This is a genomic window from Novosphingobium sp. GW835-FHT14H07, from assembly GCF_058793515.1.
Genome location: NZ_JBXAFX010000012.1, coordinates 45,034 through 66,050, shown reverse-complemented (window position 1 = coordinate 66,050; position 21,017 = coordinate 45,034). Strand labels below are relative to the sequence as shown.

The window sequence follows — 21,017 nt, the reverse complement described above, 5'->3', positions numbered from 1 at the left end:
ATGTCGCTAAAAGGGGAAACGATAATGCGGAAACTGGTCCTGGGCCTTGCCCTGGCGTCGAGTGCCTTGGCATCTCCTGCGTTTGCACGAGATGATTCTTGGTACGTCGAGGCCGACGCTGGCGCGATGAAGGTTGAAGACTCGGAAGCACTTAACGGTGGGATCGTTCTGAGCAACCACGATGGGTACGACTTCGGTGGTATCGTCGGTTATGACTTCGGCGGTTTCCGCCTTGAAAGCGAAGTCAGCTACCGTCGTGCATACAATGACTCGGTCGACATCGGCGGTGTGGTGCGTGACAACCCGCAGGGGCATGCTGACGCGCTGAGCTTCATGGTCAACGGTCTGCTTGACTTCGGTCCGGACGATGGCATCCAGGGCTTCGTTGGCGGTGGTGTCGGCGTCGCCCGCTCCAAGTACTTCATCAACGCTGGTAACTCCACCGTCGGCGTCCAGGTCAATGACTCCGACACCGGTTTTGCATGGCAGGCTCTGGCCGGTATCCGTGCGCCGATCAGCGATCACGTCGATGTGGGCCTGAAGTATCGCTTCTTCAACCACAACAACGTCGATCTGGTTGCTGCTGACGGCACCGCTGCTCGTACGCGCTTCCGTTCGCACTCGATCCTCGGCACGCTGAGCTACAACTTCGGTGGCGCGGCTCCGGTGGAAGAAGCGGCTCCGCCGCCGCCTCCCCCGCCGCCTCCGCCGCCCCCGCCGCCCCCGCCGCCCCCGCCGCCGGCTCCGGTCTGCAACAAGGGTCCGTACATCGTGTTCTTCGACTGGGATAAGTCGGACATCACGCCTGAGGCGGCTACGATCCTCGACAACGCGGTTACCGCCTACGGCAACTGCGCGAGCGTTCCGATCATGCTGGCCGGTTATGCCGACCGTTCGGGTACCGTGAAGTACAACCAGGCCCTTTCGGAGCGCCGCAACGTGTCGGTCCGTTCGTACCTCACCTCGCATGGCATTCCGGATGGCTCGATCACCAGCCAGGCATTCGGCGAAAGCAACAACCGCGTTCCGACCGCCGACGGCGTTCGCGAACTTCAGAACCGTCGCGTGGAAATCACGTACGGTCCGGGTTCGGGCATGTAAGCTTCGGCTTTGCCGGAAAAAGAACGAGGGGTCGGAGAAATCCGGCCCCTTTTTCGTTATGAGCTAGGGCGCCAACTGATCGGAGACCGTTGTAATGCTATCCAAGGCCGCAATCCTGCCTCTCGCCTTCTCGCTTCTGCTGGGCGCATGTGCAACGATGGACCAGGCGGACCAGACATCGACGCTGGCACGGGCTACGCTTTCAGACCCTGCGGGCGCTTCGGTAGGCACTGTCAGGATCGAGCAGTCGGGGACTGCGCTCTCGCTCGTTGCCGATGTGCGGGGAATGTCGACCGGGCAGCATGGGATCCACATGCATACGACCGGAAAGTGCGACGCTCCGGGCTTCACATCGGCCGGTGGTCATTTGAATCCCACCGCTCACCAACATGGCACGATGAACCCCGCCGGCCCGCACCTGGGGGATCTTCCGAACATCACCGTTGCAGCTGACGGGACCGGGACGTTGAGCGCGCCCCTCAGCGGTACAGCCGCCACGGTGCTGGCCAGCCTGTTCGATACCGATGGCACTGCCATCGTCGTCCACGCCGGGCCGGACGATTACAAGACCGACCCCAGCGGCAACAGCGGGGGCCGCGTTGCCTGTGGTGTACTTACCCAGGGCGCCTGATCAGGCGAGGGTTTCCCCGGCTGCGCGTGCCCGCTGATCGAGGCTGGCCAGCGCTCCGGGGACACTGCGAATTGCCACGATAAGAAGAACGAGCCCGATCGGCGCTGCCGCAAGCGTGGACAGCACCCCAAGCGATAGATCTTCGCCGTTGGTAGCCGACACGTAGCCCGCCATGAACGGCCCGAGCGCGAGACCGACCAGCGTGGTGGCGAGGAAGAACGTGGCCGTGGCAGTGCCCCGCATGCGCGGCAGGACCAGGGATTGACTGGTTGCCGCGGCACCGCCCAGCGCGCTGCTCGACATCGTCTGCGCCACAAACAGCATGGCGACGAAAATTGCGAAGCTGTCGGTCCGGAAGGCAATGACCATTGGGACGATAGGCGCAATCAGCCCGAACAAGGTCACCATGATCCGCCCGGCAGAATGTCGTTTGTACAGATGGTCGGCAATGCGGCCACCAATGATCACGCCGAGGAACCCGGCCAAGGCACCGGGCGCGCCGATGAACCATCCAAGGTCACCTTTGGCAATGGCGAACACGCGCTCGGCGTAAGGAGCGGCCCAGTAGGACGTGGCGTACGAAGTGAACGCCACCATGCCGTATCCAAGCGTCGTGCACAGGAATGCAGGGGTTCCCCAGATCAGGCGGAAGGTTGGCAGGTCGCGCGCCCGCAAGGCGCTTGCCCAACTGTAGACCGCGTAAAGGCCAACCCCCACGAAGATCCATTGCTGACGCGTCGGTCGTCCCAGCAGCATGGTAAGTGCGTAGACCCCGCCGGCAATGACCACGGCCACCGCGAGATTGGCGATCAGGGCCATGGCGCCGCGCCGCGCAGCGCCGATCAGCGTCAACGGCGGGATCACCGTGACGAGTTCTGCGAAAAATCCCTTGAAAGGGCGCTCCACGCTGGGCGTTGGCAGTCCGTCGATGGCGCCGCGTATGGGTTCGCGCAGGGTGGCAACGAGCAAGGCCAGAAGCACTCCGGGCAGGCCAACGGCCATGAAGGCTGCCTGCCAGCCAACAAGGCCGAAGGGGCCTCCTGCGGGGTACGCCGCGTTCCATTGCTCGACGATAAGGCCCCCCACCAGCAGGGACAGGCCGCCCCCCAGGAACAACCCGGAGGAGTAGATCGACAAGGCGGTTGCGCGCAGCCTTTGCGGGAAGTAGTCCGAAATCAGGGAATAGGCCGCCGGGCTCGCCGTCGCCTCTCCTACACCGACGCCGATGCGCGCGGCGGTGAGTTGTCCCCCGGTCCGAGACAGGCCCGAGACCGCTGTCATCAGTGACCACAACGCGAGTCCGGCACTCATCAGGCGGACTCTATGCCAGCTGTCGGCGAGACGGCCGAGGGGAATGCCGAACAGCGAGTAAAACACTGCAAAGGCGGTTCCGTAAAGGAAGCCGAGGTCCGCGTCGGTAAGCGACAGGTCCTTCTTGATATCGTTGGCCAGGATCGAAAGGATCTGCCGGTCAACGAAATTTAGGACGTAGACTAGCACCAGAATGCTCAAGACGTACCAGCTGTACGCAGTCGCTTCCTGTTCCTGAGGGTGCGTCGGGTCCGTGCTAGTCGCTGTACCGGGTTCCGTCATTCAGGCCTGCCTCTTCAAACCCTGCGCGTCGCAGGCGACAACTGTCGCATACGCCGCAGGCTCTCCCATCGGTCAGGGGATCGTAGCAGGACCAGCTCTGGCCAGCATCGAGCCCCAGTCGCGCTGCTTCCTGCGCGATCTGTGATTTCTTGAGGTGTTGGAGCGGGGCATGGACAGTTACTGTCCCACCCGCGCTGCCGACCTTGGTGGCGATCCGCGCCAGGCCTTCGAAGCCCTGCACGAATTCTGGCCGGCAATCGGGGTAGCCTGAATAGTCCAGGGCGTTCACCCCGATGAACAGGTCCTTCGAGCCAGCAGCTTCTGCCCAAGCCAGGGCGAGCGACAGAAACACGAGGTTACGGGCCGGGACATAGGTCACCGGGATGTCGTCACCCACGCCGTCCTTGGGCACGTCGATATCCGCAGTCAGCGCAGAACCGCCGAACTGGCGCAAGTCCAGTGGCAGGATGACGTGGCGTTCCACGCCGACGCGCTCTGCGATCACGCGCGCCGCGTCGAGCTCGATGCGGTGCCGCTGGTTGTAATCAATCGTCAGCGCAAGAACGCGGAATCCCTGCTCCTTGGCCAGCCCTGCGCAAACCATCGAATCGAGTCCGCCCGAAAGGAGAACGACTGCGAGAGGAGCTTGGGCGACTTCAGGGCTTTGCAACATTGCCAATGGGCTAGCCGTGCCGTCGGCCCGATGCAATGGTCTCGCGCGTAACTTTATGCTTCCTGTCTCAACGTGGGCAGGGACCGAGACGCCGTGCTTCGGCGACGAAGTTGAACGGCAGGCCGTTGTCGATCCCCTGCGTTTCCAGTTGTGCGAGGCGCGGGTTCTCGAAGCGGACCCGGGTGTGGCCATAGCCACCGGCCGGGCAGGTGTACTGCACCGTCACCATATTGGGCGCATCGTCGATGACAAACCGCCGGCAAGCCTCGCCACGGTGGCGCACCTGGATAAGCTTCCGGCCATTGTCGACGCATAGCTGCACGGTATCGGCCTCATCGCGGGCGCGCACTTCCCACAGACCCGACTCCAACCGGTCAAGCATGGCAAGGGCGGGCCCTTGCGCGACGCCGGACGTCGCGGCGAAGGCTCCAGCCGCAATGGCAGACAGGACTGTGGCGCGACCGAGGCCGCGAAGCGGGACCAGACGTGACGACATGAAGCTCCACTCGCACCCATGAGCGCGGGCGTCTGTGCCGTTGCTCACTCAATGCTTGATCTTATCACGCTGCTTCGCGCGACGGAACGGTCACAGTGCGCGACCAAATGTGAAAAGTGCTGTCACATTTTAGGTCAAGGCCTGATTGTCAGTCCAGTTCGATCGCAAATTCCCGCGAACAGAACGCGCAATCCACCACGATGAGCCCGTCGTCATTCTCCATTTCCGCGCGCTCGGATGCGGCAAAGCGGGACAGGATGTCGCGATAATGTTCGATCGTGCAGCGGCAACCGCGGGTGAGGGCCGTACCGGTCTCGGCCCGGATTTCCGGCTCCTCGTGGAACAGGCGCCACACTACGCTTTCGAGGTCGAGCGCCGGATCGACCAGCTCTGCCTCGCTGATCGAGCCACCGAGGACGGAGACGTGTTCCCACTCGGGATGGTCCAGCTGCACATGCAGACGCTCGCGGCCTTCCTCGCCTTCCGGCAGGTGCTGTAGCAGCAGGCCCCCTGCGACGCATGCGCCAGGGGTGTTGCTGACGCCGATACGAATCAGCGTGGGTATTTGTTCGGACTGAAAGAAATAGCTCTGGCACGCTTCTGCCAGCGAATTGCCCTCAAGCGGCACGACGCCCTGATAACGCTGCCCGGTTGCGGCAAGGTCAAAGGTGATCGCCAGGTATCCTTCGCCGAACAGGGAGAAGAGCGACGGCACCGGACCCAACTCGTCCAACCGTGCCCGGTCATGCCGGACGTAGCCACGCAGCTCGCCATTGCGATAGTCGCAGACCAAGAGGTCGACGATGCCGTCTTGCGTCTGCGCCTGCAGCGTCAATTGGCTGTCGTCGCCCTTCAGCAGTGATCCCAGCAGGGCGGTGATCGTCAGCGCTTCGGCCAGCAGGTGGCGGATCGGCGCAGGATAGGCATGGGCAGACAGGATCGTGTCGAGAACCGGGCCCAGCCGCACTGCCCGGCCGCGCGCATTCTTGTGCGGCAGGGTGAAGTGCATCACCGTATCGAAACCGGTGGACGGCTGGACCTGTTCACTCACTTTACGTCACATCCTTCAAATCTGGCCGAACACCCAGCGCAGCACAGACTTCTGCGCATGAATGCGGTTCTCGGCCTCATCCCACACGACCGAGCGGGGGCCGTCGATCACGGAGTCCGTGACCTCCTCGTTGCGATGCGCGGGCAGGCAATGCAGGAACAGGGCGTCGGGCTTGGCGTGGGCCATGAGCGCATCGTTGACCTGATAAGGCTCCATTGCCGCCAGCTTGGCCTCGGCATGGGCCTGGCCCATCGAAATCCATGTGTCGGTGACGACAACGTCGGCTCCGCGAACAGCCTCTACCGGATCGCGGACCACACGGATGCCGCCGCCAGCGAGCTTTGCCGCCTCGATCATCGCAGCGTCGGATTCATACCCCTCCGGCACGCCGATGCGCACATTGAACTTCATCAGTCCGGCCGCTTCGACGATCGAGTTGAGCACGTTGTTGCCATCGCCCAGCCAGGCGACCTCCAGGCCGGGCAGGGCCTTGCCATGCTCGATCACGGTCAGCAGGTCCGCCATGATCTGGCAGGGGTGGGACAGGTCGGTAAGGCCATTGATCACCGGAACGCTGGCATAGCGGGCCAGTTCCTCGACCTTGGCATGGTCGTCGGTGCGCAGCATGATGGCGTCTGCCATGCGGCTGAGCACACGCGCCGTGTCGGCGATCGTCTCGCCGCGGCCGAGCTGGGTGGTACCGGCATCGAGGATCAGCGCCGAACCGCCAAGTTGGCGCATGGCAATGTCGAACGACACGCGGGTGCGCGTGGAATTCTTTTCGAACACCATGGCCAGCACGCGACCGGCCAGTGGCGCGTCTGCGTCTGGCTGGCCCTTGGGAAGAGCGGCGCGCGCAGCCTTCCGGTCTATCGCGTCATTCAGCATGGCAGCGATGGAATCGCCGCCAGCATCGGTGAGGTTCAGGAAGTGCCTGGTCATGTAACCGGCGCCTCCGGCGCGTAGCTTGCCGCAGCGGCTGAAAGACGCTCCATGAATTCGTCGATGTGGCTGTCGTCGATCACAAGCGGCGGGATCACGCGGACGGTGTTGTCGCCCGCCGAAACGGTCAGCAGCTGGTGGTTGTCGCGCATGTGGGCGACGAACGGACGCGGTTCGACCTTCATCATGAGGCCGAGCATCAGGCCACGCCCGCGAACGCCGATGAACAGGTCGGGGTAGTTGCCGATGAACTGTTCGATACGGCCGCGCAGCCGCTCACCCTTGGCACGCACTTCGCTGAGGAATTCCTCGTTGGCGACCACATCGAGCACAGCTTCGCCGGCTGCCATGGCCAGCGGGTTGCCGCCATAGGTGCTGCCGTGCGTGCCGGCGACCATGCCGCGCGCCGCCTTTTCCGTGGCGAGGCAAGCACCCATCGGGAAGCCGCCGCCGATGCCCTTGGCAGTCGCCATCACGTCAGGCGTGATGCCATACTGTTCGTAGGCATAGAGCGTGCCGGTGCGGGCAACACCGCACTGCACTTCATCGAAGATCAGCACGAGGTCATGTTCGTCGCACAGCGTGCGCAGGCCCTTGAGGAACTCGTCCGAGGCATCGCGGATGCCGCCTTCGCCCTGGATGGGCTCGACCAGGAAGCCGGCGGTGTTCGGACCCATTGCTGCCTTGGCACCTTCGAGGTCGTCGAAGTCGACGTACTTGAAGCCTTCGAGCAGCGGCAGGAAGCCCTTGTGCATCTTCTCCTGATTGGAGGCACTGATCGTGGCCATCGTGCGGCCATGGAAGGCGTTCTTGAAAGTGATCAGCTCGTACTTGTGGTCATTGCCCACGGCCGAGTGATAGGCGCGCGCGGTCTTGATCGCGCACTCGACAGCCTCGGCGCCCGAGTTCGTGAAGAACACGGTGTCGGCAAAGGTCAGGTCGACCAGGCGCTGGGCGAGATGTTCACCCTGCGGGCTGCCGTAGAGATTCGACACATGCATCAGCGTCGCAGCCTGTTTCTGGATCGCGCCGATCAGGTGTTCGTTCGAATGACCGAGCAGGTTCACTGCGATGCCGCTGGCGAAATCAAGGTAGCGTGTGCCATCCTCGGAAATCAGGTGGCAATGCTCGCCTCGCACCGGACGCACGCCGCACCGGGGGTACACGGGCATCAGCGGGGTGATCGACATAGAACTCTCCTGTTCAGTCACGAATGTTTCCAGATGGCGCAACAATACTGCGCGAGCCAGATAGAAAAAGGGGAATCGACAAACGACAAATGGCGGCCCTTCAGGACCGCCATCTGTGCGCGTATGTGGTTGCAGGCCGCCGGTCAGACTACCGGAAGCGATGCAATCGGGATCAACCCTGAATCGGCACCAGGTTGACCGCCGAGTGCTTGCCTCGTCGATCGACCTCGAGGTCGAATTCCAGCTTGTCGCCTTCGTTCAGCTCGCGCAGGCCCGAGCGTTCGACGGCGCTGATGTGCACGAATGCGTCGGGCTGGCCGTCATCGCGAGTGATGAAGCCGAAGCCCTTCATCGCGTTGAAGAACTTGACCGTGCCGGTGGCCTTTTCGCCAGTCAGCTCGCGCTGCGGGGCAGCGGGCTTCGAAGCCACGGGGATGACATCGCCCACGACCTGAAGGTCTGCAGCAGAAATCTTGCCACCACGGTCGACGAGGTTGAATTCCAGCGTCTGGCCTTCGGCCAGGCCTTCAAGGCCGGCACGCTCGACTGCGCTGATGTGGACGAACACGTCCTCACCACCGTCTTCGCGCGAGATGAAGCCGAAGCCCTTCTGGCCGTTGAAGAACTTGACGACACCCTTGCCGGTGCCGACAACCTGGGCAGGCATGCCGCCGCCACGACCGCCGCCGAAGCCGCCACCGCCGCCGCGCGGACCACCGCCGCCAAAGCCGCCGCGATCGCCGCCGCCGAAGCCGCCGCGATCACCACCGCCGAAGCCGCCGCGATCACCGCCGCCGAAGCCGCCACGTCCGCCGCCGCCGCCAAAGCGATCGCCGCCGCCAAAGCCGCCGCGGTCACCATAACCGCCGCCGCCAAAGCCGCCACCGCCGCCGCCGTAGGGATCAAAACCGCCTTCGTCGCCGAATCCGTCGCGCTTGTCTCTGCCGCGACCGCGCCGCCCTCTGTCAAAACCCATAGAAATCAATAGACCTTCAATCCGCCCCAACCTTCACGGCACCGCAGGCCGGACGCGGGAACCGGCGGCGCGACGAGGGAATCAGTGCCGGACTCAAGAGGCCGGACCTTACCTTTGCGGCCAAGACTATAGAGCAAAAATGCAGGACCGCTAACGGAATCGACAAGGCGGCCACAATTCGTCCCGAAAACTGTGGCATTTGTGCCGATCTGCCCAATGCTCGTGCCTGCGGCTAGCGCCGTACTTGCCCCGGGCATGAGCATTGGGCAGAAGCGTGGCGAACAGATTGTCAGGACCCACCAGATGTTTCGCAAGATCGACGAAAAGACTTATGCCAGTCCGCAGATCGGCCTCGCCGAAGTGGCCTATGCCAAGGCGCTGGGCATCGGCATGATCATCAACAACCGTCCTGAAGGTGAAGCCGACGATCAGACTCCGGGCGCCGATATCGAAGCGGCCGCACGCGATGCCGGAATCGCCTATGTCGCAATTCCGGTCAGCCACGCCGGCTTCTCGATGCCGCAGGTCGAGGCGATGCAGGCGGCGCTGGCTCAGGCGGGCGACGCGCCCGTGCTCGCCTACTGTCGCTCCGGCACCCGTTCGACCCTGCTCTGGGCGCTCGCGCAGGCTCGCTCCGGCCTTGACCCTGACGAGATTGCCACGAGGGCGGCTGGCGCCGGGTATGACATTTCGCCGATCCGGGCGACAGTCGACATGCTCGCCGGGCAGGCCGGATAACGCGCACCGGGGGCGGGGGTGAACACTCTGATCGAGACCGCACTGGGCAATCCGGTCGTGGCCAAGGTTCTGCAATTGCTGGGGTCGCTTCTGGCGATACTCATGCTGGCATGGCTGGCGCGCCGCATGCAACTCGGCGGCGACCCCCGCATTGACGGCGCCGACGAAGCGCGCGCTTTGGCCGAGGATGCGATCTGCGGCTTCGAGGCTCAGGACATCGTCGTCGACCGCGCCGGCATCGGTGCGCTTGCCCGCGACGGGCTCGGCCGGGTCCTGCTCATCCGCCAGCATGGCAGCCATTTCGCCACACGCCAGCTGACCAGCCACGCCGGGGTGCGGCTCGATGGGCGCTTTCTTACCATCGCCACCGATGACCGACGCTTCGGCACGGTCACACTGGACCTGGGCGATCAGGCGCAGGTCTGGGCTGCCAGCCTCCGCCGCCTCGGAGCAGCCGCATGAAGCCGATTGATGTAGTCACCTATGCGGTGCCGTTCTTCGTTGTCATGGTGCTCGCCGAGATGATCTGGGCCGCACGCAGCGCCCCCGAAAAGTACGAACCGCGCGATACCCTGACCAGCCTAGCGCTGGGCCTTGGCAGCACCGTTGCCGGGGCACTGACGGCTGGCGTCGTCTTTGCGGGGGCGATGTGGCTCTACGATCACCGTGTGGCAACGGTGCCGTCTGCGTGGTGGGCTTGGATTGCCTGCTTCGTGCTCGATGACTTCAATTACTATTGGGCTCACCGCACCGGACACCGCGTGCGCTGGTTCTGGGCGAGCCACGTCAATCACCATTCGAGCCAGCACTACAACCTGTCGACCGCGCTGCGGCAGACCTGGACCGGCTTCTTCGCCCTGTCTTTCATCTTCCGCATCTGGCCGGCGTTTCTCGGCTTCCATCCGGCGATGATCGTCACCGTCGGCGGTGCCAACCTGATCTACCAGTTCTGGATCCACACCGAGGCGGTCGGGCGCATGCCGCGCTGGTTCGAGGCAGTGTTCAACACGCCTTCGCACCACCGCGTTCATCACGCCACCAACCCGATTTACCTCGATCGCAACTATGCCGGGGCGCTGATCGTGTGGGATCGCCTGTTCGGAACGTTCCAGCGCGAGCGCGACGATCTTGCGATCCGCTACGGCATCGTCAAGCAATTGGGCAGCTTCCACCTGCTGCATGCCGCGTTCCATGAATGGCGGGGAATGCTAGCCGATTTCTGGCACGCGCCGTTCCGGCACAAGCTCTCGTACCTGGTGCGCGAGCCGGGCTGGAGCCACGATGGCAGCCGTGAAGGCTCGGACGCAATCCGCGCACGCTGGCTTGAGCGCAACGGCGCCGATTAACGCTTCTTCGCTGCCTGCTTCTCGGCTTCGGCAATCGCCGCCTTAGCGATGGGCTCCATTACCGCATAGCCTTTGGCGTTCGGATGAATGCCATCGGGTGCCAGCTCCGGATTGATCCCGCCCTCGGCATTGACCAGCGCTGCGTGGTAATCGGCATAAACCGCACCACGAGCCTTGGCATAGTCCTTGAGCCAGGCATTCAGCGCAACGACCTGCCTTGCGGGCGAAAGCGCCGGTTTCCACGGGAACTTCGCGGCTGGCAGAATGCTGCCGATCACCACGGCGATGCCGTTCGCCTTGGCCAGATCAACCATTGCCGCGATATGGTTGGTGTACATCTCGGGGCTGTTCGGTCCGGTGTTGCCCGCAAGGTCGTTGGTACCTATCATGATGTGCACGACCTTGGGCCGCAGCCTGACCACATCCTGATAGAACCGCACCAGTATCTGCGGGCTGGTCTGTCCGCTGATCCCCCGCCCGACAGCTCCTGCGACGAACAGCGACGGTGCGAGGCCCACCCAGTTCTCGGTGATAGAATCCCCGATGAAGACCACGCGCGGCGTCTGTGCCAACTGCTTGTCAGCCTCGGCATAGCGGCATTGCCACGCCCAGTCGTACTGGCGCACATAGGGATGGCCGAAGAACAGCCCGCGCGTGTCGGTGGGGCAGGGCTTCTCGATCATTCCGTCGCCCGGCGGGGTCACCGTGGGCGCAACGGGAGGACGGTTCTGCGCCCATGCCGGAAGCGCTGCCAGAGCCAGAACTGCTCCCAGAACCAACCGCATCAGATGATTCCCACGGCCTTTCCGGCGCGTTCGAACATGCCGATGATCTTGCCGACCTGCTCGGCAGAATGCTCGGCGCAAAGCGAACAGCGCAGCAGTGTCATGCCTGCGGGCGTTGCCGGGGGACGGGCAAGGTTCACGTAAAGCCCTTCGTGCAGGAGCGCTTCCCACATTGCCGCGCCCCGCTCGAGATCGGGCATGATCACGGCAATGATCGCGCTCTGCGCTTCGCTGGTGCCCAGCTGGAAGCCCTTGTCGCGCAGGCCCTTGTGCAGCGTCTTCGAGTTCTCCCACAGGTGTGCCCGCTTGTTTCCGGCGTGCATAAGCTTGCGGATAGACGTTGCAGCCGTGTGCACCACGCTCGGCGGAAGTGAGGCGGTGAACACGTAGGGACGGCACACTAGCCGCATAATCTCGAACTTGGGATGGTTGGAAACGCAGAAGCCGCCGACGGTGCCGACCGACTTCGAGAACGTGCCGATCACGAAATCGACGTCCTCGAGACACCCTTGATCCTCGGCCACGCCGCGCCCGTTGGGGCCGATGAAGCCCATCGAGTGCGCCTCGTCCACCAGCACCATCGCGCCATGTTCCTTGGCAACGCGGATCATCTCCTTGAGCGGGGCGATGTCGCCCAGCATCGAGTAGACGCCTTCCAGCACCACCAGCTTGCCCGCACCTTCCGGCACGCGCTTCAGGCGCTTTTCCATGGCCTCAATGTCGTTGTGCTTGAACGGCACCACTTCGGCATCGCCCATCTTGCAGCCGTCCCAGATGGAAGCGTGGCTGTCGATGTCGAGGATGATGTAGTCACCCTTGCCGGCAATCGTGCTGATGATGCCGAGATTGGCCTGGTAGCCGGTGGAGAACACCATGGCATGATCCATGCCATAGAACTCCTTGAGCGCTTCTTCGCAGGCCTTGTGCCCGGCATAGGTTCCGTTCAGCACGCGGCTGCCCGTAGTGCCCGAACCGAAATCATCGAGGGCCTGCTTGCCCGCCGCGATCACGTCGGGGTCGAAGGTCATGCCCATGTAGTTGTAGGTGCCGAGCAGGATCGTCTCGCGCCCGTTGCACACCGCAACGGTCGGGCTGATCACCCGCTCCATCACGAGGTTGAACGGATCTTCCACCCCACCTGCCAGCAGCGCGCGGCGCTGTTCGATCAGTGGGTCGAACTTGCTGAAAAGATCGGTCATTGGCTTATCCCTGCAGCTTCGTCACTGCATCGATCAACTGGCCGTAGGTTTCGATCTCGGCCTGCTGGTTCATGCTGATGATGATGTCGAAGTCATCCTCGATGGCCGCGACGAAATCCATCACGGTCAGGCTATCCCATTCCAGATCGCCAGCAAAAGTGGTCGCTTCGGTGATTGCGATGCCCTTCTTGTTGAAGGGCTCGATCAGTTCGGCGATCTTTTCGGCGGTTGCGGCGCGATCCATCAATTCTTCTCCAAGGAGCAGGAGAGGCCCCCTGCCAGACGATTAAGGCCGAAAAGCGGCCAATGGCACTGCTTGTCAAGCACGCTGCCTCTGTGTCATCCCCGGAATTACGGATAACCGCACAGAACGGCGGCCAGAAACGGCGCACAGAACGGCAGGGGGGGAATGATGGCACAAGTCGAGGAACAGGCCGAGCAACCGCTGGCCGCACCATCGATGGCGTCGCCCTCGGGATACTCCAATCACGCCATTCACCTGGTGCGCACATCGCAGCAGATCAACCTGACGCTAAGCCAGATGGCCGACGCCAAGGCCTCGATCCTGATGGGCGCGACGTTTCTCGTGTTCACCATCGCGGTGGGGCAGGCGAAGAGCGGCGCAATGCCGTGGTCGCTGGGCGTGCTGGCGCTGTTTGCGTTCATCTCGGCCATGTGCGCGGTGTTCGCGGTCCTGCCATCGGTCAGCAACCCCAGGTCTGCAAAGCTGAACGATGGCAAGCCCAACAAGCTGTTCTTCGGCTACTTCACCCATATGGACGAGGGCGAGTGGACCGATTCAATCCTGTCCGAATTGCGGGCCGACGAAACCGTGTTCCGCACCATGCTCCACGATATCTACCAGAACGGGCAGGTCCTGCAGCGCAAGAAGTACAAATACCTCGCCTACGCCTACAAGAGCTTCATGACCGGCCTGTGCCTGACAGTCGTCACCTTCGTGATCGAACACGCGAGCAGCGTTGCGGCGGCGATGTAACTCTCAAACCAGCGCGTTCACCGCCACCATGAACGGCCCGATCGACACCGGCTTGGCAAGATAGCCCTCGGCGCCTGCCGCGCGGATAGTCTCTTCGTCGCCCTTGCCGGCATAGGCCGTCACGGCAAGTATCGGGATCCCCTTCAGCTCCTCGTCCGCCTTGATCGCCTCGATCAGGTCAATGCCCGAGACGTTCGGCAGCTGGATGTCCATGATCACCAGATGCGGCATGAACAGGCGCGTCTTCTCGATCGCCTCGCGGCCATCGGCCACCGGTTCCACCTCGAAACCCTTGGCGCGCAGCAAGTCGCAGAACAGCTTGCGGTTGAGGTCGTTGTCCTCGACAACCAGAATTCTTTTTGCCACTGACACGCCTGTTCTCGAAAGCTGACGGCGCCACCCTTATTGCCCGCGAAAGGCCCTGACAATCATCCGCGAGCCTTCCTCCCCCATCGATGCCGCTGCCCTTGCGCTGCAGGCTCTCGGCTGGGTCCTGTCCGATGGTGACCGCGCCGAGCGGTTCCTCAGCCTCACTGGCCTCACACCCGACGAGTTGCGCGCGGGCCTTGGCGATCCCTCCATGCTGGGTGCCGTTCTCGATTTTCTTGCCAATCACGAGGCAGACCTTGTCAACGCGGCTTTCGCGCTCGACATCTCGCCCGAAACCCTGATTGCCGCCCGGAAGGAATTGTCATGAGTAGCCGCCCCCTGATCGTCAGCGATTGCGACGAGGTGCTGCTGCACATGGTCGCCCCGTTCCGTGACTGGCTGGGCGAAAGCCAAGGCGTCAGCTTCAAGATGGACAGCGCCGATTTCTCCAAGGCGATGCGCTACGCCAAGGATGGCGAGCTGGTGCCGCCACAGGAAATCTGGAACCTGCTCAACAAGTTCTTCGATACCGAGATGTATCGCCAGCAGGCCATTGCCGGTGCTGTAGCCGGGATCAACGCGGTCGGGCAGGACGCCGACGTGGTGATCCTGACCAATCTCAACGATCACCGCCGTGACATGCGCGCGCGCCAGCTGGCCGATGTCGGCATCAACGCTCGCGTCTTCACCAACCAGGGGCCGAAAGGCCCTGCGCTCAAGGCGATCCTCGACGAGTACAATCCCTCGCGCGCCCTGTTCATTGACGATCTGCCGCAGCACCACGATTCGGTTTCGCAACTGACGCCCGAGGTGATCCGCCTGCACCTGTGCGGCGAACCGCTGCTCAGCCCCCATATCGACTGCGCCCACAAGGCCGGCCATGCCCACGCCCGGATCGATGACTGGGAAGCGGCACTGCCCTGGATACTCGAACAAATACATGGAGAAGACGCGTGACCGATCCCGTTGAAGCAAAGCTGGCAGCCCTCGGGCACACGCTGCCGCAGGCCGCCGCGCCTGTTGCCGCCTATGTGCCGACGGTCGAGGCGAACGGGCTGCTCCACGTCTCGGGCCAGCTTCCCTTCATCGATGGCAAGCTGGTGACTGGCCGCCTCGGCGAGAACGTCAGCCTTGCGGATGGCACCGCCGCCGCCCAGGCTTGCGGGTTGATGATCCTCGCCCAGGTCAAGGCGGCATTGGGCTCGCTCGATCGCGTGGAGCGCGTGGTCAAGCTTGGTGCGTTCATCAGCTCGACCGCGGACTTCACCGATCAGCCGAAGGTCGCCAATGGCGCGTCCGAGCTGATGGCTGCGGCTTTCGGCGACGCTGGCAAGCACGCCCGCAGCGCGGTCGGCGTGCCTGTCCTGCCCTTGGGCGCTGCGGTGGAAGTCGATGCTGTCCTTGCTGTTCGCCCTGCTTGACCGCTTTCTGGTCCCCGCGCCGGATCAGGCGCGGGTCGGCTGGCTGCGAGGCGTGAGCTACGCCCATCGCGGCTTGCACGGGGCCGGCGTTCCCGAAAATTCGCCCAGCGCGTTCGCCCTTGCCGTCGAGCGGGGCATGGGCATCGAATGCGATGTCCAGCGCACCGCTGATGGTCAGGCAGTGGTCTTCCACGATTGGGACCTCGATCGCCTGACCGCCGAAACCGGTCCGGTGATCGAACGGCGCGCCGATGCGCTGGCCAAGATTCAGCTGACCGGCAGCAGCGACTGCATCCCCACCCTGCGCACCTTCCTCGATTCTGTCGCCGGTCGCGCGCCGCTGCTGATCGAACTAAAGTCGAAGCGCGAAATCCGGGTCGCGCCATTGTGCCTGGCTGTGCGCCGTGGGCTTGAAGGCTATCGGGGGCCCGTTGCCGTCATGAGCTTCGACCCGCGCGTCTGCCGCTGGTTCGGTCGCCATTCGCCGCACGTGGTCCACGGCCTTGTCGTGACCGAGGAGGGCAAGCGCACGCTCCTCGCCACGCTCAAACTGCACTTTGCCTTCTGGCAGGCTCGCCCCCAGTTTCTTGCATGGGACGTGCGCGATCTGCCGAGCAAGTTTGCCGCCGCCCATCGCAAGCGCGGCTTCCCGGTCCTGACATGGACCGTCCGCTCCGCCGAGCTCGCCGCACGTGCGGCAGACTGTGCCGATGGACCTATTGCCGAGGGCGCAGGCGTCGGGGCATGACCCTCGCGTGACTTACACCGCGCGCATCCACAAGTCCGTCTCGGAAATCGCCGCCGAGGACTGGGACCGGCTTGCAGGTGACGGCAACCCCTTCGTTTCCCACGCTTTCCTGAAACTGCTTGAGGATTCTGGATCGGTCGGCGGCCGCTCCGGCTGGTCACCACTGCCCATCGTGATCGAGGGCGAAGGTGGCAAGCCCGCCGCAGCACTGCCCGCCTACCTCAAGAGCCACAGCCAGGGCGAGTACGTGTTCGACCATTCGTGGGCGGACGCTTGGGCCAGGGCAGGGGGCAACTATTACCCCAAGCTGCAGATCAGCGCTCCGTTCACTCCCGCCACCGGCCCCCGCCTGCTGCTCGGAGATCGCCCGGAACTCGCAATCCCGCTCCTGCGCGCCGCTGAACAGCTCTGTAACAGCAACGGCCTGTCCTCAGCCCACGCCACCTTCATCGAGCCGGGTCAGTTGCCGCTGTTCGAACAGGCCGGCTGGTTACCCCGCTCGGACATCCAGTTCCACTGGGAGAACCGTGGCTATGAAAGCTTTGCCGACTTCCTCGGCGCGCTGAGTTCCGAAAAGCGCAAGAACCTGCGCAAGGAGCGGGCCAAGGCGCAGGACGGCGTCGAGATCCGCCAGCTGACTGGTGATGCCATCTGCCCCCAACACTGGGACGCGTTCTGGGTGTTCTATCAGGATACGGGGATGCGCAAATGGGGCCGCCCCTATCTGACCCGTGCCGCCTTCGACCTGATCGGCGAACGCATGGCCGACAAGGTCCTCCTCGTCCTCGCCTTCGATGGCGACGAACCGGTGGCGGGCGCGCTCAACTTCATTGGCAGGGACGCGCTCTACGGCCGTTACTGGGGCGCAGTGGTGGAGAAGCCCTTCCTCCACTTCGAACTCTGCTATTATCAGGCAATCGATGCTGCCATCGCGCTCGGCCTGTCGCGGGTGGAAGCAGGCGCCCAAGGGGGCCACAAGCTTGCAAGGGGTTACGAACCCGTCCGCACCTGGTCAGCCCACTACATCGCCGATCCCAACTTCCGCAGCGCGGTCGCCGATTTCCTCGAACGCGAACGCGCAGGCATCGCGCAAGACCAGATGTATCTTGGAGAGCGGACCCCGTTCAGGAAGGGATGAATTGGCAGTTCAAGCCGCCGCGCGTCCTGCCCGCAGCCATTCACGTGCTCGGCGCTGCGCTTCGGCAATCTCGCGCGCGGTCATCTCGTCGGCCACGTCTGCCCGGCATTGGGCAGCTTCGTCATGACCGCCGACGGCTGCAAGGTTGAACCACTTGTGTGCCTCGATCAGGTCGCAGTCCACGCCGTGACTGCCGGTCGAATAGGCAACGCCCAGATCGAACAGCGCGCTCGTGTCGCCTGCGGCGGCGGCAGCAAGGCAAGTTGCCACCAGCATGTCGGCAACATCGCGCGATTCGCTGATCGGTGTCCCTTCCTTGGTAATCAGCTTTATCCAGGTCTGTCCCATAACCTCTACCCCCTGAAAGGAAGGCCGAACCCCCGGTCTTCCGACAGGACGAAGGTCAACGATCTTGGTCAACAAATGGTTAATGCTGAAACAAATCAGCTTTCGGATGAAACAGATTGGGAAAACCCTGTGCGTCTTCTCACGCTTCAGTCGTCATTAATGCATCATGGCCGCCTAAGTGCTTGTGCGCGTCACGGGCCAATCCTATAGGCGCGCGAAGACAAGAGCTTGCACGCCTGACAAGGGAATGATGCAGGCCGGGAGGGGCGGATAGCTTGTTATGCGGAGGGCCGAATGGCTGGGGTCTTGAGTGACGAGATTGACGTTCTGGCAAAAGCGCGTCGTGCGATGCCGAGCGATTATGTTCCCAATGACGACGAACCCTACATGAATGAAGCCCAGCAGGACTGGTTTCGCCGCCTGCTGATGGAATGGAAGAAGTCGATCCTCTCCGCTGCGGCTGGCACGCTGACCGCGCTGCAGGACGGACCGATCCGCGAACCCGACCTCAACGACCGCGCCTCGAGCGAGACCGACTGGGGCATTGAACTGCGCACCCGTGATCGCCAGCGCAAGCTCATCGCCAAGATTGATTCCGCCATGCGCCGGATTGATGAAGGCGAATATGGTTACTGCGAAGTGACCGGTGAGCCCATCGGCCTCGGTCGCCTCATCGCCCGCCCGATCGCGACGATGACAGTCGAAGCGCAGGAAGCGCATGAACGCAGGGAAAAAATTTCCCGCGATATGTAAGGCATGCGTCCCGGCCACACCGTGTCCGGGACCATGACATTCAGGTTAACAAAGAGCGGCAGCAACCTCTTGTTTACCCTCGACGTTTAGGAAAGTTCTACGAATTTTGAGTAGTTCGGTGCGTGCGGGCCCACATGGGTTGGCATGCGTGGGTTTCCTCGAAGGAAGACAGGACCTTTGGTGACAGACATCGACCATCGGCAACTGGGGCGCGACAGCCTTTTCCTGATGGCCGAAGTGCGCCTTTCTGGGAGCGAGGCCGAGCACCGCGTAAAGGTTCGCAACCTCTCCGCAGGCGGCATGATGGCCGAAGGCGAGATGAAGGTGATGCGGGGAACTCGGGTTCAGGTAAACTTGCGAAACATCGGCTGGGTCGAAGGGGTTGTTGCCTGGATTCAGGATAACCGTTTCGGCATTGCCTTCGTCGAGGAGGTCGATCCCAAGCTCGCTCGCGCTCCTGTCGGCAACGGGCCTTCGACACCGCGTTTCGTGAAGGTCCCGATCGCCACGCAGACGGGGCCATTGCGCAAGATCTGACCTTCTGGACGCTGGCGCGCTGCTGGCTTAGGCTGGCGCCATGATCCCGCGCCATGCCGTTATGACTGCCTTGGCCCTTGCGCTCGGCGCTTGCGGCCAATCGCGTGAAGGCACCCTCGAAATTGCCGTGATGGGCAATTCCTCCGCGCTCAAGGAGTCTGGCCAGCGCCTTTCGCCTGCCGCGCAACTCCTGCGCTCCGCCACCCACGAAGGCCTTGTCAGCTTCGATGAGCAAGGCCGCGTTGTGCCCGCGCTGGCCGACCGCTGGATCGTTACCGACAACGGGCAGAGCTACATTTTCCGCCTGCGCGACGGCACCTGGCCCGATGGCAAGCGCATTACCGCCGATGCTGCCGCCGCTGCCCTGCGCAAGACGATTGCCGGCTTGAAGGGCAGGGCCCTGGGGCTCGATCTGGCCGCGATCGACGAAGTGCGCGTGATGGCCGATCGCGTGATCGAGATAGACCTTTCAGCTCCAGTTCCAGAATTGCTGATATTGCTGGCCCAGCCTGAAATGGCGCTGCTGTGGCAGGGCAAGGGCACCGGGCCCATGGCGAAGGGACAGGATGAGGAAGGTGCCAGCATCTTCACGCTCATTCCGCCCGAACAGCGCGGCTTGCCCAAGCAGCCCGATTTCGCGCGGCGCGCGCGCAAGCTTGCACTGACTTTCGCCTCGCCCGACAAGGCTGTGGCTCTTTTCAACGACGGTTACGCCGATGTCCTGCTCGGTGGGCGGATCGATACGCTGCCCCTGGCCGGCTCGATCGGGCTCACGCGGGGCAACGTCCAGCTTGATCCGGTCATCGGCCTGTTTGGCCTGATGGTCGATAGCACCCAGGGTTTTCTCGGCGCGTCCGCCAATCGAGAGGCGCTGGCCATGGCGATCGACCGGGAAGCAGTGATCGGCCGCTTCAATATCGGCGGCTGGCAAGGCACCACCCGCGTCGTTTCGCCCGATGTCGAGGATGATCTCGGCACGATTGGCGAACGATGGCAGGGCATGTCGGTCGAGCAACGCCAGGATCAGGCCGCCGCCCGCGTTGCGGCCTGGAAAGGCGCGGGCAAGGCCATCCCGACGCTGAATATAGCCATGCCGGCGGGACCTGGTTCAGGACGGGTCTTCGATCAGCTGCAAAGCGATTTTGCCCGCATCGGCCTGTCGATCCGGCGCGTGGGCGAGCGTGACCGTGCAGACCTGCGCCTTGTTGACATCGCCGCGCGATATGGCCGTGCGACGTGGTTTCTCAATCAGTTGTCATGCACGGTGCAGAAGGCGGTGTGCAGTCCGGTAGGAGACGAGCGCGTGGCCGAAGCCCGCAAATCGATCGATCCGGCAGCCCGTGCCGCATTGCTGGCCGAGGCCGAGGCGGAAATCACTGCGGCCAACGGTTTCATCCCTATCGCCCGGCCCTTGCGCTGGTCGATGGTCCGCAGCGGCACATCGGGCTTCGCGGCGAACCCCTGGGGCTGGCATCCCTTGCCGCCGATGGCATGGCTTCCCAGATAAGGGGCATGGACCACTCCGCTTCCGCCAACCGTCCCCAGCGCATACGCCCGGAATTGCCGGGCATCGGCAACGATCCCGCCTCGGTTCGCCAGCGCGTCGAAATGCTGGAGCGCGTGCTGGAGCGCAGCTTCACCATCCCCGGCATCCGGCGCGAGGTTGGCTTGGACGCGATTGCCGGTCTTGTCCCCGTTCTTGGCGATGTGCTGACCGCCGCGATGGGCGCCTACATTGTGTGGGAAGCGCGCAACCTTGGCCTGCCAAAATGGAAGCTGTGGCGCATGGGCGCGAATGTTGCGTTCGACACTGCACTCGGCGCCGTGCCACTAGTGGGCGACGCCTTCGACCTGTTCTTCCGCTCGAACTCGCGCAATCTCCGGATTCTGCGCAAGCATCTCGACAAGCACCATCCCCAGAGCCGCGTCATCGAGGGTTGATATCGCGCTCGCTTGTCGATTCTTGACGCGAATTTGAAACAATT

27 protein-coding genes are annotated in these 21,017 nt (G+C 63.4%); 15 read left to right on the top strand and 12 right to left on the bottom strand.

Annotated features, from left to right (window positions below):
- The first annotated feature begins 24 nt into the window (after positions 1–24).
- Positions 25–1,101, top strand: a complete 1,077-nt coding sequence (locus tag AC1Q5P_RS12520) for an OmpA family protein (RefSeq protein ID WP_492477439.1) — start codon at positions 25–27, stop codon at positions 1,099–1,101.
- A gap of 94 nt (positions 1,102–1,195) precedes the next feature.
- Positions 1,196–1,732 (top strand): superoxide dismutase family protein, encoded by a 537-nt coding sequence (locus AC1Q5P_RS12515; RefSeq protein WP_492519102.1) that lies wholly within the window; start codon positions 1,196–1,198, stop codon positions 1,730–1,732.
- Here the strand turns inward: AC1Q5P_RS12515 and AC1Q5P_RS12510 are convergent, their stop codons facing one another.
- The 7 genes from AC1Q5P_RS12510 to AC1Q5P_RS12480 all read right to left on the bottom strand — a co-directional run bounded on the left by AC1Q5P_RS12510 (position 1,733) and on the right by AC1Q5P_RS12480 (position 8,653).
- Entirely contained in the window at positions 1,733–3,325 is a 1,593-nt protein-coding gene (locus tag AC1Q5P_RS12510; RefSeq protein ID WP_492519101.1) for an MFS transporter, read from the bottom strand.
- Positions 3,300–3,998 (bottom strand): 7-cyano-7-deazaguanine synthase QueC, encoded by a 699-nt coding sequence (queC, locus tag AC1Q5P_RS12505; RefSeq protein ID WP_492519100.1) that lies wholly within the window; start codon positions 3,996–3,998, stop codon positions 3,300–3,302. Before queC ends, AC1Q5P_RS12510 begins: the two co-directional genes overlap by 26 nt.
- A gap of 67 nt (positions 3,999–4,065) precedes the next feature.
- Positions 4,066–4,542: a DUF3617 domain-containing protein gene (locus AC1Q5P_RS12500; protein WP_492519099.1), complete on the bottom strand. Its 477-nt coding sequence runs from the start codon at positions 4,540–4,542 to the stop codon at positions 4,066–4,068.
- 100 nt (positions 4,543–4,642) lie between these two features.
- Positions 4,643–5,503 (bottom strand): Hsp33 family molecular chaperone HslO, encoded by an 861-nt coding sequence (gene hslO, locus AC1Q5P_RS12495; protein ID WP_492519145.1) that lies wholly within the window; start codon positions 5,501–5,503, stop codon positions 4,643–4,645.
- 57 nt (positions 5,504–5,560) lie between these two features.
- A complete protein-coding gene (gene argF / locus AC1Q5P_RS12490; RefSeq protein ID WP_193827726.1) occupies positions 5,561–6,487 on the bottom strand; it encodes an ornithine carbamoyltransferase in 927 nt (308 codons plus the stop codon).
- Positions 6,484–7,677 (bottom strand): aspartate aminotransferase family protein, encoded by a 1,194-nt coding sequence (locus AC1Q5P_RS12485; RefSeq protein WP_039332477.1) that lies wholly within the window; start codon positions 7,675–7,677, stop codon positions 6,484–6,486. The genes argF and AC1Q5P_RS12485 overlap by 4 nt, the downstream gene beginning before the upstream one ends.
- A gap of 172 nt (positions 7,678–7,849) precedes the next feature.
- A complete protein-coding gene (locus AC1Q5P_RS12480; RefSeq protein WP_039332478.1) occupies positions 7,850–8,653 on the bottom strand; it encodes a cold-shock protein in 804 nt (267 codons plus the stop codon).
- 303 nt (positions 8,654–8,956) lie between these two features.
- Between AC1Q5P_RS12480 and AC1Q5P_RS12475 the strand changes: the two genes are divergently transcribed.
- From AC1Q5P_RS12475 to AC1Q5P_RS12465, 3 genes are read left to right on the top strand one after another with little or no spacing between them, the layout of a single operon-like run.
- Positions 8,957–9,391 carry a protein tyrosine phosphatase family protein gene (locus AC1Q5P_RS12475; protein ID WP_492519144.1) on the top strand — a complete coding sequence of 145 codons (435 nt, stop codon included), beginning with the start codon at positions 8,957–8,959 and terminating at the stop codon, positions 9,389–9,391.
- Between the two features lie 18 nt (positions 9,392–9,409).
- Entirely contained in the window at positions 9,410–9,853 is a 444-nt protein-coding gene (locus AC1Q5P_RS12470) for a hypothetical protein (RefSeq protein WP_492519098.1), read from the top strand.
- Positions 9,850–10,737 carry a sterol desaturase family protein gene (locus AC1Q5P_RS12465; RefSeq protein WP_492519097.1) on the top strand — a complete coding sequence of 296 codons (888 nt, stop codon included), beginning with the start codon at positions 9,850–9,852 and terminating at the stop codon, positions 10,735–10,737. Before AC1Q5P_RS12470 ends, AC1Q5P_RS12465 begins: the two co-directional genes overlap by 4 nt.
- Here the strand turns inward: AC1Q5P_RS12465 and AC1Q5P_RS12460 are convergent.
- From AC1Q5P_RS12460 to AC1Q5P_RS12450, 3 genes are read right to left on the bottom strand one after another with little or no spacing between them, the layout of a single operon-like run.
- Positions 10,734–11,522, bottom strand: coding sequence for an SGNH/GDSL hydrolase family protein (locus tag AC1Q5P_RS12460; RefSeq protein ID WP_492519096.1), 789 nt, complete (start codon positions 11,520–11,522; stop codon positions 10,734–10,736). The genes AC1Q5P_RS12465 and AC1Q5P_RS12460 overlap by 4 nt on opposite strands.
- Positions 11,522–12,721 (bottom strand): serine palmitoyltransferase, encoded by a 1,200-nt coding sequence (gene spt, locus AC1Q5P_RS12455; protein WP_492519095.1) that lies wholly within the window; start codon positions 12,719–12,721, stop codon positions 11,522–11,524. Before spt ends, AC1Q5P_RS12460 begins: the two co-directional genes overlap by 1 nt.
- A 4-nt stretch (positions 12,722–12,725) precedes the next feature.
- Positions 12,726–12,965 carry an acyl carrier protein gene (locus AC1Q5P_RS12450; protein WP_039332481.1) on the bottom strand — a complete coding sequence of 80 codons (240 nt, stop codon included), beginning with the start codon at positions 12,963–12,965 and terminating at the stop codon, positions 12,726–12,728.
- 168 nt (positions 12,966–13,133) lie between these two features.
- Here AC1Q5P_RS12450 and AC1Q5P_RS12445 point away from each other — a divergent pair, with 168 nt between their 5' ends.
- Positions 13,134–13,718 (top strand): Pycsar system effector family protein, encoded by a 585-nt coding sequence (locus tag AC1Q5P_RS12445; protein ID WP_492477444.1) that lies wholly within the window; start codon positions 13,134–13,136, stop codon positions 13,716–13,718.
- 3 nt (positions 13,719–13,721) lie between these two features.
- On the opposite strand, the gene AC1Q5P_RS12440 is transcribed toward AC1Q5P_RS12445, so the two are convergent.
- Positions 13,722–14,084 (bottom strand): response regulator, encoded by a 363-nt coding sequence (locus AC1Q5P_RS12440; protein WP_492519094.1) that lies wholly within the window; start codon positions 14,082–14,084, stop codon positions 13,722–13,724.
- 55 nt (positions 14,085–14,139) lie between these two features.
- Between AC1Q5P_RS12440 and AC1Q5P_RS12435 the strand changes: the two genes are divergently transcribed.
- The 5 genes from AC1Q5P_RS12435 to AC1Q5P_RS12415 are packed head-to-tail and all read left to right on the top strand — an operon-like array spanning position 14,140 to position 17,394.
- Entirely contained in the window at positions 14,140–14,415 is a 276-nt protein-coding gene (locus tag AC1Q5P_RS12435) for a DUF3572 domain-containing protein (protein ID WP_156452162.1), read from the top strand.
- On the top strand, positions 14,412–15,044 hold the full coding sequence (locus AC1Q5P_RS12430; protein WP_039332486.1) for a hypothetical protein: 633 nt from the start codon (positions 14,412–14,414) through the stop codon (positions 15,042–15,044). The genes AC1Q5P_RS12435 and AC1Q5P_RS12430 overlap by 4 nt, the downstream gene beginning before the upstream one ends.
- The gene (locus AC1Q5P_RS12425) at positions 15,041–15,508 is read left to right on the top strand and encodes a RidA family protein (protein WP_492519093.1); all 468 of its coding nucleotides are present in this window, start codon (positions 15,041–15,043) and stop codon (positions 15,506–15,508) included. Before AC1Q5P_RS12430 ends, AC1Q5P_RS12425 begins: the two co-directional genes overlap by 4 nt.
- Positions 15,480–16,256: a glycerophosphodiester phosphodiesterase family protein gene (locus AC1Q5P_RS12420; RefSeq protein ID WP_230487770.1), complete on the top strand. Its 777-nt coding sequence runs from the start codon at positions 15,480–15,482 to the stop codon at positions 16,254–16,256. Before AC1Q5P_RS12425 ends, AC1Q5P_RS12420 begins: the two co-directional genes overlap by 29 nt.
- Positions 16,257–16,263: 7 nt before the next feature.
- Positions 16,264–17,394, top strand: a complete 1,131-nt coding sequence (locus tag AC1Q5P_RS12415; RefSeq protein ID WP_492519092.1) for a GNAT family N-acetyltransferase — start codon at positions 16,264–16,266, stop codon at positions 17,392–17,394.
- Positions 17,395–17,403: 9 nt separating this feature from the next.
- Here AC1Q5P_RS12415 and AC1Q5P_RS12410 read toward each other — a convergent pair whose 3' ends face one another.
- Positions 17,404–17,742 carry a sel1 repeat family protein gene (locus AC1Q5P_RS12410; protein WP_193827732.1) on the bottom strand — a complete coding sequence of 113 codons (339 nt, stop codon included), beginning with the start codon at positions 17,740–17,742 and terminating at the stop codon, positions 17,404–17,406.
- A 294-nt stretch (positions 17,743–18,036) separates the two neighbouring features.
- On the opposite strand from AC1Q5P_RS12410, the gene dksA reads away from it, so the two are divergent.
- From dksA to AC1Q5P_RS12390, 4 genes are all read left to right on the top strand, one after another.
- On the top strand, positions 18,037–18,495 hold the full coding sequence (gene dksA / locus AC1Q5P_RS12405) for an RNA polymerase-binding protein DksA (RefSeq protein ID WP_039332497.1): 459 nt from the start codon (positions 18,037–18,039) through the stop codon (positions 18,493–18,495).
- Between the two features lie 180 nt (positions 18,496–18,675).
- Positions 18,676–19,032 (top strand): PilZ domain-containing protein, encoded by a 357-nt coding sequence (locus tag AC1Q5P_RS12400; RefSeq protein WP_492519091.1) that lies wholly within the window; start codon positions 18,676–18,678, stop codon positions 19,030–19,032.
- Between the two features lie 40 nt (positions 19,033–19,072).
- Positions 19,073–20,539: an ABC transporter substrate-binding protein gene (locus AC1Q5P_RS12395; RefSeq protein WP_062347110.1), complete on the top strand. Its 1,467-nt coding sequence runs from the start codon at positions 19,073–19,075 to the stop codon at positions 20,537–20,539.
- 5 nt (positions 20,540–20,544) lie between these two features.
- Positions 20,545–20,973, top strand: coding sequence for a DUF4112 domain-containing protein (locus AC1Q5P_RS12390; RefSeq protein ID WP_052242106.1), 429 nt, complete (start codon positions 20,545–20,547; stop codon positions 20,971–20,973).
- The last annotated feature ends 44 nt before the right edge of the window (positions 20,974–21,017 follow it).

Coding starts and splice junctions, on each gene's coding strand:
- AC1Q5P_RS12475 (WP_492519144.1), top strand. CDS start 8,957: ATGTTTCGCAAGATCGACGAAAAGACTTATGCCAGTCCGCAGATCGGC.
- AC1Q5P_RS12480 (WP_039332478.1), bottom strand. CDS start 8,653: ATGGGTTTTGACAGAGGGCGGCGCGGTCGCGGCAGAGACAAGCGCGAC.
- dksA (WP_039332497.1), top strand. CDS start 18,037: ATGGCTGGGGTCTTGAGTGACGAGATTGACGTTCTGGCAAAAGCGCGT.
- AC1Q5P_RS12430 (WP_039332486.1), top strand. CDS start 14,412: ATGAGTAGCCGCCCCCTGATCGTCAGCGATTGCGACGAGGTGCTGCTG.
- spt (WP_492519095.1), bottom strand. CDS start 12,721: ATGACCGATCTTTTCAGCAAGTTCGACCCACTGATCGAACAGCGCCGC.
- AC1Q5P_RS12395 (WP_062347110.1), top strand. CDS start 19,073: ATGATCCCGCGCCATGCCGTTATGACTGCCTTGGCCCTTGCGCTCGGC.
- AC1Q5P_RS12465 (WP_492519097.1), top strand. CDS start 9,850: ATGAAGCCGATTGATGTAGTCACCTATGCGGTGCCGTTCTTCGTTGTC.
- AC1Q5P_RS12515 (WP_492519102.1), top strand. CDS start 1,196: ATGCTATCCAAGGCCGCAATCCTGCCTCTCGCCTTCTCGCTTCTGCTG.
- AC1Q5P_RS12390 (WP_052242106.1), top strand. CDS start 20,545: ATGGACCACTCCGCTTCCGCCAACCGTCCCCAGCGCATACGCCCGGAA.
- queC (WP_492519100.1), bottom strand. CDS start 3,998: ATGTTGCAAAGCCCTGAAGTCGCCCAAGCTCCTCTCGCAGTCGTTCTC.
- AC1Q5P_RS12420 (WP_230487770.1), top strand. CDS start 15,480: ATGCTGTCCTTGCTGTTCGCCCTGCTTGACCGCTTTCTGGTCCCCGCG.
- AC1Q5P_RS12445 (WP_492477444.1), top strand. CDS start 13,134: ATGGCACAAGTCGAGGAACAGGCCGAGCAACCGCTGGCCGCACCATCG.
- AC1Q5P_RS12450 (WP_039332481.1), bottom strand. CDS start 12,965: ATGGATCGCGCCGCAACCGCCGAAAAGATCGCCGAACTGATCGAGCCC.
- hslO (WP_492519145.1), bottom strand. CDS start 5,503: ATGCACTTCACCCTGCCGCACAAGAATGCGCGCGGCCGGGCAGTGCGG.
- AC1Q5P_RS12410 (WP_193827732.1), bottom strand. CDS start 17,742: ATGGGACAGACCTGGATAAAGCTGATTACCAAGGAAGGGACACCGATC.
- AC1Q5P_RS12460 (WP_492519096.1), bottom strand. CDS start 11,522: ATGCGGTTGGTTCTGGGAGCAGTTCTGGCTCTGGCAGCGCTTCCGGCA.
- AC1Q5P_RS12520 (WP_492477439.1), top strand. CDS start 25: ATGCGGAAACTGGTCCTGGGCCTTGCCCTGGCGTCGAGTGCCTTGGCA.
- AC1Q5P_RS12485 (WP_039332477.1), bottom strand. CDS start 7,677: ATGTCGATCACCCCGCTGATGCCCGTGTACCCCCGGTGCGGCGTGCGT.
- argF (WP_193827726.1), bottom strand. CDS start 6,487: ATGACCAGGCACTTCCTGAACCTCACCGATGCTGGCGGCGATTCCATC.
- AC1Q5P_RS12510 (WP_492519101.1), bottom strand. CDS start 3,325: ATGACGGAACCCGGTACAGCGACTAGCACGGACCCGACGCACCCTCAG.